Genomic DNA, 12,144 nt, shown 5'->3' with positions numbered 1-12,144 from the left:
CGCGAATAAGCTCCTAGACTCGCACTGAGTATCCCTTTCGACGAGGAGTTGCCGTGCGTTTTTTGAGTGAACCGACCACCGACCTGACGTACTCGGACGCCTTCCTGGTGCCCTCGCGTTCGGACGTCACGTCGCGGCTGGATGTGGACCTTGCGGCCGATGACGGCACCGGGTCCTCCATCCCGCTGGTGGTGGCCAACATGACGGCCGTGACGGGAAAGCGCATGGCCGAGACCATGGCCCGGCGCGGCGGGCTGGCCGTCCTGCCGCAGGACGTTCCGCTTGATGTGCTCCGCGACGTCACGGCCTGGATCAAGTCGCGGCATACCGTTTTTGAAACTCCGGTCAGCCTGCTGGCCTCGGAGACGGTCATCGACGCCCTCCACCTGATGGGCAAACGGCCGCACGGTGCAGTGGCGGTAGTGGACGACGCCGGCAGGGTTGCCGGTGTGGTCCGCGCTGCGGACTGCGAGGGGCAGGACCGTTTTGCCTCCCTCGCGTCGGTCATGCGGCAGGCGCTGGTGCTGGACGCCGGCGCGCTCGGCCCGGGGAGCCAGGCCGCGGGCGGGACGGGCACGGGGATCCTTGACGCTTCCCTGCGGAAGGCCTTCGACGCCATGGACGCCGCAGGCACGGACTTCGCCCCGGTCCACGAGGACGGCTCCCTCGCCGGAGTCCTCACCCGCAAGGGTGCGCTTCGTTCCACTATCTACCGGCCCCTCCTGGACGCGGCGGGAAAGCTGAAGGTGGCCGCCGCCGTCGGAATTAACGGTGATGTGGCGGGCCGGGCGGCGGAACTGCTGGCCGCCGGTGTGGACGTCCTCGTCATCGACACCGCCCACGGCCACCAGCAGAAGATGTTCGACGCGCTGGCGGCTGTCCGCGGACTGGACCCGGCCGTACCCATCGTGGCGGGCAATGTCGTGACAGCGGATGCAACCCGGGAACTGATCGGCGCCGGCGCGAACATCGTCAAGGTCGGCGTCGGTCCGGGGGCCATGTGCACCACGCGCATGATGACGGCCGTGGGCCGTCCCCAGCTCTCCGCCGTGCTGGAGTGCGCCGCGGCGGCACGCGCCGCCGGCGGGCGGATCTGGGCCGACGGCGGCGTGCGGTATCCGCGGGACGTTGCCCTGGCGCTGGCGGCCGGAGCAAGCCAGGTCATGATCGGTTCGTGGTTCGCGGGAACCCACGAAAGTCCGGGGGATCTGCAGTCGGACGCAAACGGCCGCCAATATAAGGAGAGCTTCGGCATGGCCTCGGCCAGGGCGGTGCAGAACCGGAACCAGCGCGAGGGCGCTTTTGAAAAGGACCGGAAGGCGCTTTTCGAAGAGGGCATCTCCACGTCACGCATGTACGTGGACCCCGCCCGGCCCGGCGTAGAAGACCTGGTGGACATGATCACCGCAGGGCTCCGCAGTTCCATGAGCTATGCCGGCGCAGCGGACCTCGCCGGATTCCGCGAGCGTGCCGTGGCAGGAATCCAGTCCGCTGCCGGCTACGAGGAGGGCCGGCCTGTTCCGCAAAGCTGGTGAGGGGTGCTCCTGTAGACTGACATTCTTATGGACAGTAAATCTAGGTGCCGGCCTGGGGGCTGTCAGCGGAGCATGAATACCAGCTCCCCGCAGTCCACCCACAGAGCCGGCAAACCCCGTTCACGCGCCCATCATTCTGCAGCAGTCCACGCCGCAGCCTTCCAGGAAACAGGGTCGGCAACGGCCGACCATCCTCCGCCGGGCGGTTTCCCCGGCAGCGCCTCCCTTTCCCCAGCCGCTCCGTGGCCGGCCTCTTCGCCGGAGGCAAACCGCTGATGGAATGGCTACTCCTTATTGCGGGCATCCTGCTCATCCTTGGCACGGGTTTCTTCGTCGCCGTCGAGTTTTCCCTCGTCGCCCTGGACCAGGCGACGGTCCAGCGGGCCGTTGACAGCGGCGACGCAGCGGCCGTGCCGCTGCTCAAATGCCTCAAATCACTGTCCACCCAATTATCCAGCTGCCAGCTCGGGATCACCATGACCACCCTGCTGACCGGCTACGTCATGGAACCGTCCGTCGGAAAGCTGCTGGAAGGTCCGCTGGCCGCGGCGGGTGTTCCGGAAGCCGCGGCTGCTTCCGTTTCGTTGGTGATGGCCATGACCATCGCCACCCTGGGGTCCATGCTGATCGGCGAGCTGGTGCCCAAGAACATGGCCATTGCACTGTCCCTGCCGATTGGCAAGGCCGTGGCCCGTCCGCAGCTGGTCTTTACCGCCGTCTTCAAGCCTGCCATCATCGTGCTGAACGGCTTCTCCAACAGAGTGCTGAACGTCTTCGGACTCGAAGCCAAGGAGGAGATCTCCGGCGCCCGGACCCCGGCCGAACTGGCATCCCTGGTGCGGCGCTCCGCCGCCATGGGGACACTTGACCCGGGAACGGCCAACTTCATCGCCCGGACGCTGAAGTTCTCCGGCCGGACTGCGGCCGACGTGATGACCCCCAGGATCCGGGTGGAGACAATTGCCGCCGGGCAGCCGGTTTCGGACATTGTGGACGCCGCACGGCGGACCGGGTATTCACGCTTCCCGGTCATTGGTGAGTCCGCCGACGACATCCGCGGCCTGGTCCACGTCAAGAAGGCAATCGCCGTCCCTTCGGACCGGCGCGCCAACCTTGAGGCAGGCGCCATCATGACTGACGTCCTGAGGGTTCCCGAAACCATCCACCTGGATGCCCTGCTTGCCGAACTCCGCGAGGGAAACATGCAGTTGGCCGTCGTGCTTGACGAATATGGCGGCACGGCCGGCATCGCCACCCTCGAGGACCTCGTGGAGGAAATCGTCGGGGAGGTCGCGGATGAACACGACAAGGTACGTCCCGGACTGTTGCAGAGTGCATCGGGGGACTGGTACTTCCCCGGGCTCCTGCGCCCGGATGAACTCTCGGAACAGATTCCCGGACTGACGGTGCCTGACGAATCTGCCTACGAAACAGTGGGCGGCTACGTCATGAGCCAGCTCGGCCGGATCGCCGCAGTGGGGGACAAAGTGGACGTCGGCGGGGGCACGTTGAGTGTGACCCGGATGGACGGACGCCGGATCGACCGGATCTGCTTCAAGCCTTCCCCGGTCCGCGGCGAAGAGCACGCGGCCGGCCAGGGAGGCACGGCATGAGCGACTGGGCAGGAATTCTCTGGCTGGTGGTCCTGCTGTTCGGCAACGCTTTCTTTGTGGCGGCCGAGTTCGCGGTCATGTCCGCCCGGCGGAGCCAGATCGAGCCGCTGGCGGAGGCCGGCTCCTTGCGGGCGCAGACGACGCTGCGGGCCATGGAAAACGTGTCCCTCATGCTCGCGTGTGCCCAGCTGGGCATCACGGTCTGCTCCCTGCTGATCCTGCAGGTGGCAGAACCGGCCATCCACCATCTGATGGCGGTTCCCCTTGAAGCCGTCGGCATGCCGATGGAGCTGGCGGACATCGTGGCGTTCACCGTGGCCCTGCTGGTGGTGACCTTCCTCCATGTGACGTTCGGCGAGATGGTGCCCAAGAACATCTCGGTGTCCGTTGCGGACAAGGCAGCCCTGCTGCTGGCGCCGCCGCTGATGTTCATTGCGCGGCTGGTGAACCCGGTGATTGCGGCCCTCAACTGGTCCGCCAACCACATCCTGCGCCTGATGCGGATTGAGCCCAAGGACGAGGTCAACTCCTCGTTCACGCTGGAGGAGGTCCAGTCGATCGTGCAGGAATCCACCCGGCACGGGCTGGTGGACGACGACGCCGGCCTGATCACCGGTGCGCTTGAATTCTCCGAGCACACGGCGTCGGACATCATGGTCCCGCTCGACAAGCTGGTCATGATGAAGTCGCCCACCACGCCGGTGGAGTTCGAAAAGGCCGTCAGCCGCACCGGATTCTCCCGGTTCCCGATGATGGACGAGGACGGCATGCTTTCGGGCTACCTTCACATCAAGGATGTGCTGTCCATTCCGGAGGCGGGATACGAACACCCGATTGCCGAGAGCCGGATCAGGTCCCTGGCGAACCTGGCCATGGATGACGAGATTGAAAAGGCCATGTCCGTGATGCAGCGCACCGGATCACACCTGGCGCGGGTCATCGGACCGGACGGCAACACCCAGGGCGTGCTGTTCCTTGAAGACGTGATCGAGCAGCTCGTGGGCGAGATCCGTGATGCCACCCAGGCGAAGGGCATCCGCCGGCTCGGCCAGCCGGACGGAGAGTAGCCCCGCGCCGGATGCTGTAGCCCTAAATAGGAATCATTCCTATTTAGGGCTACACTCGTCTTGTTGCTAATGCTCCTGATTCTCATGTGGCAAGTTTTCCGATAACCAGATCCGAGGTCCTTCCGTGCGCCGTTCCGCAGCCCTTTCCGCCACCGCCCTTGCCGGCCTGAGCCTGCTGCTTTCAGCCTGCAGTACGACGTCGGCCGGCCCGCAGGCGGATCCCGGCACCGTCGAGGTGGTCACCTCGACGAACGTGTACGGCGACATCGTCAAGGAAATCGGCGGCGACAAAGTGAACGTCAAGGCACTGATCACCAAGGCGAGCCAGGACCCGCATTCCTACGAAGCCACCACCCAGGACAAGCTGGCGGTTTCGAAGGCCCGCCTGGTGGTGGAAAACGGCGGCGGCTACGACGACTTCATGCACAAGCTGGCCGACGACAGCAACCTGGGCCACGAGAACATCATCAGCGCCGTCGAGGTTTCCGGGCTGGCCCCGGAAGAGGAGCCCTCCGCAGCGTCCACGGCCGAGGCCGACGATCACGGACACTCCCACGACGGAGCATTCAACGAACACGTCTGGTACAGCCTGGATGCCATGACAAAGCTGGCCGACGCCGTCGAAGCCAAACTCGCAGCGCTGGAGCCGGCGTCCGCCCCGACCTTCCAGGCCAACGCCGACTCGTTCAAAAAAGAGATCGCGGCGCTGAATGCCCAGGCCGCCGGACTTGCCACGACGGCGGCCAAGGCGCCCGTCGCCGTTACTGAACCGGTACCGCTCTACCTGCTCGAGGCCGCCGGCCTCGTGAACAAGACCCCTGCCGACTACACGGCCGCCATCGAGGAAGGCTCCGATGTGCCGCCCGCGGTCCTCAAGGAAGCCACGGAACTGGCCGGTTCGAAGGACATCAAGTTCCTGGCCTACAACACACAGACGGAAAGCCCGCAGACCCAGGCCCTCAAGAAAGCAGCCGAGGGTGCCGGCGTCCCGGTGCTGGACTTCAGCGAAACCCTTCCCGAGGGCAAGACCTACGTACAGTGGATGAGCAGCAACGTGGACAACATCAAGCAGGCCCTGGGCAAGTAGCCCCCGGGGCGCATTCCGCCCCGGGAAGCCGTGTGCTGAACCATCCACGGACTGGCAGTCCTAAGATGGTGGGGGCGCTTCGCCCCGTATGAATCGAGGATAAAGAACGTTGAAACCGGTAGTGAGCCTCCGTGGAGCCACCCTGAAGTTCGGCAAACGGACACTGTGGGAGGACCTGGACCTCGATATCAATCCCGGCGAGTTCTTTGCCGTCCTCGGCCCGAACGGCAGCGGCAAAACCACGTTCCTGAAGGTCCTGCTGGGACTGCAGGAACTCCATTCCGGGACAGCGGCGCTGGGCGGCCGTCCGGTGGAACGCGGCAGCAACCTGATCGGCTACATTCCGCAGCAGAAATCCTTTGCCCCGGACACGCCCCTTCGTGCCCGGGACCTGGTGGGGCTGGGCGTTGACGGCCACCGCTGGGGACTGCGGCTCGGTGCAGCAAAGGCCAACCGCAGGATCGATGAACTACTGGACCTGGTGGGCGCCGCGGAGTATGCCAACGTTCCGGTGGGCCAGCTCTCCGGCGGCGAACAGCAGCGGCTGAGGGTTGCCCAGTCGCTGGCCGCCGATCCGCAGATATTGCTCTGTGACGAGCCGTTGCTTTCCCTTGACCTTCAGCACCAGCAGGCCGTCAGCGCGCTCATCAACGAGCAGTGCCGCACGCAGGACAGCGCCGTGGTCTTCGTAACGCACGAGATCAATCCGATCATCGATTACGTGGACCGCGTCCTCTACCTTGCCGGCGGACGTTTCCGCGTGGGCAAGCCGGCAGAAGTGATGACTACCGAAGTGCTCTCCGGGCTTTACGGCAGCCGGGTCGAAGTCATCCGTGCCAACGGCCGGATGATCGTGGTGGGGCTCCCGGAGGGGGCCACGCACCACCACGAGGACGCGCATTCGGTGGCAGGAGAGGTGGGCTAAGTGGATTTGGACAGCATCCTGGGCTCCATCTTCAATTTCGATAACTACGGCGAGCTCCTGGCCCTGGTCCAGAACTCCATCTGGGCAGGAGCGCTGCTCGGACTGCTGGGCGGCCTGGTCGGAACCTTCGTGATGAAACGGGACCTCGCGTTCGCCGTCCACGGAATCTCCGAACTGTCGTTCGCCGGTGCCGCCTTCGCGCTGCTGATCGGAGCCGACATCGTCTTCGGATCCCTCATCGGTTCGGTGCTGGCGGCGCTGCTGCTCGGTGTGATGGGGGTCCGGGCCCGGGACAAGAACTCCATCATCGGCGTCATCATGCCCTTCGGCCTGGGCCTGGGCATCCTGTTTCTTTCCCTTTACGAGGGTCGGGCATCCAACAAGTTCGGCCTCCTGACGGGGCAGATCGTATCCGTGGATACAGTTCAGCTGCAGGTCCTGGCCACGGCCGCCCTCGTGGTGATGCTGGCGCTGGTGGCCATCTGGCGCCCGCTCACGTTTGCCAGCGTGGACCCGGAAGTGGCGGAAGCGCGGGGTGTGCCGGTCCGGACACTCGGCATCGGCTTCATGGTGCTGCTGGGCATCAGCGTGGCGTTGTCCATCCAGGTGGTGGGGGCGCTCCTGGTGCTCGCGTTGCTGATCACTCCGGCCGCCGCGGCGCTTCGCGTGACCTCCTCGCCCCGGCTGGTGGTGATGCTCAGCGTGGCCTTCGCGGTGACGGCTACTGTGGGCGGCATCCTGCTTGCCCTCGGCGGGCGGATCCCCATCAGCCCGTACGTGACCACGCTGTCATTCCTGATCTACGTGGTCTGCCGGATCATCGGCGGCGTCCGGGCCGGCCGCGGCCTCAACGGCCGGGTCCTTCCGGCCGGGGCTGAAGCCTCCTAGGCCGGCAGCTCTCGGGCCGCGGCGGCGCCCCGGCGGCTGCCACGGTGCCCCTTAGCCCGCGGCGGATTTCCGGGCCGTGCAGTCCGGGCACAGGCCGAAGATCTCCACGGTGTGGGCTACCTCGGTGTAACCGTGTTCCGCGGCCGTCCGGGCAGCCCATGTTTCCACGGCGGGCGCCTCCACTTCCACGGCCTTGCCGCAGTTGCGGCAGAGCAGGTGATGGTGATGGCCGGTGACGGCGCACCGCCGGTAGACGGCCTCGCCCTCACCGTTGCGCAGGACGTCCACCAGCCCGTCGTCGGCGAGCGACTGCAGGATCCGGTAGGCAGTGGCCAGTGAAACGGAAGTGCCCTGGTTCTGCAGGATCCGGTAGAGCTCCTGGGTGCTGACGAAGTCGTCCAGCTCGTCCAGGGCGGCGCTCACGGCCACTCGCTGCTTGGTGACACGCTGCTCCCGGCCGCCGGCGGGTGCCGGTGCGGATAGCTTTGTGGCGTCGGCCTTGGCGCCGTGGGCCATGGAATAACTCGCTTCCCTCAGGGGTGGTGCAATGTCCAAGATTACCAGCCGGGACCTGTCGGACGGGTGCGCGGGCGGGTTCGTGGACACTGCCGTGCAGGCCGCCCTAGGCTGGCTCCATGAAGTTGACTAAATACACCCACGCCTGTGTCCGGCTCGAGAAGGACGGGCAGGTGCTGGTGCTCGATCCCGGCACGTTCTCCGAAACCGGCGAGGCCCTCCACGCCGCCGGGGCGGTCCTGGTCACCCATGAACACGGCGACCATATTGACGTTCCTGCCGTGGTCTCAGCCCTGCGGGGCAATGACTCGCTCCTGGTCTTTGCCCCCGGGGGAGTAGCCGCCACGTTGCGGGCCGAGGCGCCGTTTGCCGAGTCCCGGATCCGGGACGTCGAGCCCGGTTCAACGTTCACCGCGGCGGGATTCGACATTCAGACGTTCGGCGGACAGCACGCGCTGATCCACCCCCAGATCCCCGTGGTGGCCAACATCGGATACTTGATTGACTCCAACGTGTACCACCCGGGCGACTCGTTTGTGATTCCGGACGGCATCGGGGTCCGGACCCTCCTCGTCCCGGTCCACGCGCCCTGGAACAAAGTCGGCGAGGTGGTGGATTTCGTCATCGGAGTCCGGGCCGCCAAGGCGTTCCCCATCCACGACGCCCTGCTCAATGAGACCGGACTCGGCCTTATCGAAGGTCACGTGAAGCGCCTGGGAGCCAAGTACGGCACCGAGTACAGCCACCTTTCCAGCGGAGACTCGGTGGAGGTTTAGGCCCGCCAGGTTCCGGTTTCGAAGAATTCCCTGATGACTCCCTGGTGCGGCCTGGGATCCAGCCCGCGGGCCTGCAGCCACTCCTCGTTGTAATAGCTGCCGGCGTACCGGTCCCCGGCGTCACACATCAGCGAGACCACGCTGCCGCGCCGGCCCTCCGCGACCATCCCGGCGATCAGCTGCCACACGCCCCAGAGGTTGGTCCCGGTGGACGGGCCCGCGTGCAGCCCGGCCAGCTCCCACAGGTGCCGCATGGCGGCCACTGACGCCGCATCCGGCACCTGGATCATGTGGTCGATGACGGCGGGAACAAAGCTGGGCTCCATGCGCGGCCGGCCGATGCCCTCGATCCGGGAAGGCATGCCGGTGCTGAAGCCGGCGACGCCGTCCCGCCAGCCCGGGTAGAAGGCTGAGTTCTCAGGGTCCACGACGGCGAGCTCCGTGCCGTGGCGGTGATACCGCAGGTAGCGGCCGATGGTGGCGCTGGTGCCGCCGGTGCCTGCGCCCACCACAATCCACCGGGGGACCGGGTGCTCTTCGAGGGCAAGCTGCTCGAAGATGGATTCGGCGATGTTGTTGTTCCCCCGCCAGTCCGTGGCCCGCTCGGCATAGGTGAACTGGTCCATGTAATGGCCGCGTGTGGTCCGGGCGACTTCCTCGGCAGCGGAGTACACCTCCGAGGCGTGTTCCACCAGGAGGCAGGAGCCGCCGAACTGCTCGATCAGGGCAATCTTTTCGGGGCTGGTGGTGCGGGTCATGACGGCGACGAACGGCAGGCCGAGGAGCTGTGCGAAGTAGGCCTCGGAGACCGCCGTGCTGCCGCTGGAAGCCTCCACGATGGTGGTGCCTTCCCGGATCCAGCCGTTGACCAGGCCGAACAGGAACAGTGAGCGCGCCAGCCGGTGCTTCAGGCTCCCGGAGCGGTGCGTGGATTCGTCCTTCAGGTACAGCTGGACTCCCCAGTGCTCCGGCAACGGGACGGAGTAGAGGTGCGTGTCCGCTGATCTGTTGTTTTCGGCGTTGATCCTGCGGACGGCTTCATCCGCCCACGCCCGGTCCTGCTTGCCCGCACGGTTACCCACTGTGTTCACCGATTCAGCCTACCCGGGACCGGCGGCGTCCACGGCTACAGTGGGAACCGGCTACCCGCCCGCGTCTGCGGACCGGGCCGGACGGCCTGTCATCCGAACCAAAGGAGATTTGATGAACCCCCTGATGGACGTGTCCGCGCTGAACCACCGGATGACCTCCGGCAAGCGCACCGTTCTGCTGGATGTGCGCTGGGCGCTGGGCGACCCCCACGGCCGTGAGCATTACCTTGAGGCGCATATTCCCGGTGCCGTCTACGTGGACCTGCCCTCCAGGCTGGCCGGGCCGGCGGACCCCGCCCAGGGACGGCATCCCCTGCCGCCGCTGCAGCAGTTCCAGGAATCGGCCCGGTGCTGGGGTATCCGGGACAACGACGTCGTGGTGGCCTATGACGACACGGGTGCAACTGCCGCCGCGAGGCTATGGTGGATGCTGCGCAACGCCGGGATGCCCAACGTTTTCCTGCTCGACGGCGGCCTGTCCGCCTGGCGCGCGGCCGGATACGCCGTGGAAGGCGGCCTCGAGCAGGCTTCGCTGGGCGACGTCACGCTCACCGACGGTGCGATGCCTGTCATCGATGCGCCCCAGGCCGCACAGTGGCCGGAACGGGGTGTCCTGCTGGACGCGCGGGCGGGCGAACGCTACCGCGGCGAAGTCGAGCCGGTGGATCCGCGGGCAGGGCACATTCCGGGCGCCGTGAGTGCCCCCACGGGGGCGAACATTGGAGCCGACGGACGGTTCCTGCCGCCGGAGGAGCTGCGCGAGCGTTTCACCGCCCTGGGCGTCCGGCCGGATGTGCCCACCGCCGTGTACTGCGGCTCGGGGGTCACGGCGGCACACGAAATCGCTGCCCTCGAAATCGCCGGGTTCCCCGCGGCACTGTATCCGGGCTCGTTCTCGCAGTGGTCCAACGATCCCGCCAACGAGGTGGCCACGGGAGCTGCCCCGTAGGCCTGGCAGGATTGGAACGCCGGATTGGAACGCCGGCCGGGGGCGGGGGTAGCGTCGGAGCATGACTCCCGGACGCCCCGTACCGCCGCCCCTTGCCAAGCCGCTCCCCGGCACTCCGCCGCTCCGGGACGCCAGCCAGACCGCGCCGCCTGCACTCCCGCGGCTGGCCGCAGCCTTTGGGGCCACAGCAAGCGGCAGCGGCCTGGTCCCGCTCACCGTCGCCCGCCGCGCCCCGAAGGACGACGACGTCGAAATCGCCATTGAGTTCTGCGGCCTCTGCCATTCGGACGTGCACGCGACGCGTGGCGAGTGGGGGTCGCCGAAGTACCCGCTGGTGCCCGGCCATGAAATCGTGGGCCGGGTCAGCCGCGTTGGTGCCGCCGTGGACGACTTCGCGCCGGGTGACGTCGTGGGGGTGGGCTGCCTGGTGGACTCCTGCCGCGAATGCGAAAGCTGCCTGGACGGGCTCGAGCAGTACTGCGAAAACGGCATGACCGGAACCTACGGTGCTACGGATGCCCGCAACGGGGACGCGATCACCCAGGGCGGTTACGCCACCTCGGTGGTGGTGGACCGCCGCTACGTGCTGCGGGTTCCCGGAAACCTCGACCCCGCAGCCGTCGCGCCGCTGCTCTGTGCCGGCATCACCACGTATTCCCCGCTGCGGCACTTCGGCCTCGAGGCCGGTGACGTGGTGGGTGTGGTGGGCCTGGGCGGTCTGGGCCACATGGCCGTGAAGCTCGCCAAGGCCATGGGGGCCGGCGTCATAGTGTTCACCACCTCGGAATCGAAGGTCGCCGCTGCGAAGGAGCTCGGTGCCGACGGGGTTGTCCTGTCACGCGACGAGGCGGCCATGGCGGCCGCCGGCCGGACCATCGACGTCATCATCGATACGGTGGCGGCACCGCACGACCTCAACCCCTACTTCCGGACCCTCCGCCGGGACGGCGCGCTGTTCCAGCTGGGCCTGCCCTCCGGACTCATGCCGCCCGTCAATCCGGGGGCGCTGATCCGGCGCCGGATCGCTTACGCGGGTTCGCTGATCGGCGGCATTGCCGAGACCCAGGAGATGCTGGACTTCTGTGCCGAACACAACGTTGTCTCCGACGTTGAGGTGGTGGGTGCCGATCAGCTGAACGAGGCATATGACCGCATGGTGGCCGGAGACGTCAAGTATCGTTTTGTCCTGGACACCAGCACCCTCGGAACCCCTTCGGAAAAGGCAGACGCATGAGCACCGTTTTCACCAAGATCATCAACGGCGAGATCCCCGGACGCTTCGTCTGGCGCGAACCGGACGTGGTGGCGTTCCTGACCATGGGACCGCTCGCCGACGGACACACCCTGGTGGTTCCGACAGAGGAAGTGGACCGCTGGACGGACGCCCCGACCGCGCTGCTGACCCGGGTGATGGAAGTTGCGCAGAAGATCGGCGCCGTCCAGGTGGACGTCTTTGATGCCGCGCGGGCAGGGCTCATCGTGGCCGGCTACGAGGTCAACCACCTCCACGTCCATGTGTGGCCCTCCAACTCCATGGCCGACTACGACTTCGGCTCCGTGGACCAGCACCCCGACCCCGCACAGCTTGACGCCAACGCGGAGAAGCTGCGCGAAGGTCTCCGCCAGGCCGGCCACGGCGATCACGTGCCCGCGGCCTGAGAGCTGCTGCGCCATTCCGGTTTTGATCGGGGCCGGTC

General features: G+C 66.7%; 12 protein-coding genes. 10 read left to right on the top strand and 2 right to left on the bottom strand.

The features are described from left to right. The first annotated feature begins 53 nt into the window (after positions 1–53). The 6 genes from BS38_RS0106895 to BS38_RS0106870 all read left to right on the top strand — a co-directional run bounded on the left by BS38_RS0106895 (position 54) and on the right by BS38_RS0106870 (position 7,115). Positions 54–1,535, top strand: a complete 1,482-nt coding sequence (locus BS38_RS0106895) for a GuaB1 family IMP dehydrogenase-related protein (RefSeq protein WP_028270132.1) — start codon at positions 54–56, stop codon at positions 1,533–1,535. A 275-nt stretch (positions 1,536–1,810) separates the two neighbouring features. Further along, positions 1,811–3,148, top strand: a complete 1,338-nt coding sequence (locus tag BS38_RS0106890; RefSeq protein WP_028270131.1) for a hemolysin family protein — start codon at positions 1,811–1,813, stop codon at positions 3,146–3,148. After that, positions 3,145–4,215: a hemolysin family protein gene (locus BS38_RS0106885; protein ID WP_028270130.1), complete on the top strand. Its 1,071-nt coding sequence runs from the start codon at positions 3,145–3,147 to the stop codon at positions 4,213–4,215. Before BS38_RS0106890 ends, BS38_RS0106885 begins: the two co-directional genes overlap by 4 nt. A gap of 124 nt (positions 4,216–4,339) precedes the next feature. Continuing rightward, complete coding sequence (locus BS38_RS0106880) at positions 4,340–5,302, top strand: metal ABC transporter solute-binding protein, Zn/Mn family (protein WP_028270129.1); 963 nt, start codon at positions 4,340–4,342, stop codon at positions 5,300–5,302. Positions 5,303–5,423: 121 nt separating this feature from the next. Then, positions 5,424–6,227, top strand: coding sequence for a metal ABC transporter ATP-binding protein (locus BS38_RS0106875; RefSeq protein WP_028270128.1), 804 nt, complete (start codon positions 5,424–5,426; stop codon positions 6,225–6,227). Then, the gene (locus BS38_RS0106870; protein ID WP_028270127.1) at positions 6,228–7,115 is read left to right on the top strand and encodes a metal ABC transporter permease; all 888 of its coding nucleotides are present in this window, start codon (positions 6,228–6,230) and stop codon (positions 7,113–7,115) included. Positions 7,116–7,166: 51 nt separating this feature from the next. Here BS38_RS0106870 and BS38_RS0106865 read toward each other — a convergent pair whose 3' ends face one another. Further along, the gene (locus BS38_RS0106865) at positions 7,167–7,631 is read right to left on the bottom strand and encodes a Fur family transcriptional regulator (RefSeq protein WP_028270126.1); all 465 of its coding nucleotides are present in this window, start codon (positions 7,629–7,631) and stop codon (positions 7,167–7,169) included. A 119-nt stretch (positions 7,632–7,750) separates the two neighbouring features. Here BS38_RS0106865 and BS38_RS0106855 point away from each other — a divergent pair, with 119 nt between their 5' ends. Then, entirely contained in the window at positions 7,751–8,407 is a 657-nt protein-coding gene (locus BS38_RS0106855) for an MBL fold metallo-hydrolase (RefSeq protein WP_028270125.1), read from the top strand. On the opposite strand, the gene BS38_RS0106850 is transcribed toward BS38_RS0106855, so the two are convergent. After that, positions 8,404–9,498, bottom strand: coding sequence for a PLP-dependent cysteine synthase family protein (locus tag BS38_RS0106850; protein WP_028270124.1), 1,095 nt, complete (start codon positions 9,496–9,498; stop codon positions 8,404–8,406). The genes BS38_RS0106855 and BS38_RS0106850 overlap by 4 nt on opposite strands. A 112-nt stretch (positions 9,499–9,610) precedes the next feature. On the opposite strand from BS38_RS0106850, the gene BS38_RS0106845 reads away from it, so the two are divergent. The 3 genes from BS38_RS0106845 to BS38_RS0106835 all read left to right on the top strand — a co-directional run bounded on the left by BS38_RS0106845 (position 9,611) and on the right by BS38_RS0106835 (position 12,106). Beyond that, positions 9,611–10,447 (top strand): sulfurtransferase, encoded by an 837-nt coding sequence (locus tag BS38_RS0106845; protein ID WP_028270123.1) that lies wholly within the window; start codon positions 9,611–9,613, stop codon positions 10,445–10,447. A gap of 61 nt (positions 10,448–10,508) precedes the next feature. Continuing rightward, entirely contained in the window at positions 10,509–11,681 is a 1,173-nt protein-coding gene (locus BS38_RS0106840) for an NAD(P)-dependent alcohol dehydrogenase (RefSeq protein WP_028270122.1), read from the top strand. Continuing rightward, entirely contained in the window at positions 11,678–12,106 is a 429-nt protein-coding gene (locus tag BS38_RS0106835; protein ID WP_028270121.1) for an HIT family protein, read from the top strand. Before BS38_RS0106840 ends, BS38_RS0106835 begins: the two co-directional genes overlap by 4 nt. Positions 12,107–12,144: the final 38 nt, after the last annotated feature.

The organism is Arthrobacter sp. UNC362MFTsu5.1, assembly GCF_000685965.1.
Taxonomy (GTDB): Bacteria; Actinomycetota; Actinomycetes; order Actinomycetales; family Micrococcaceae; genus Arthrobacter.
This window is presented reverse-complemented; position numbering and strand designations above follow the sequence as displayed.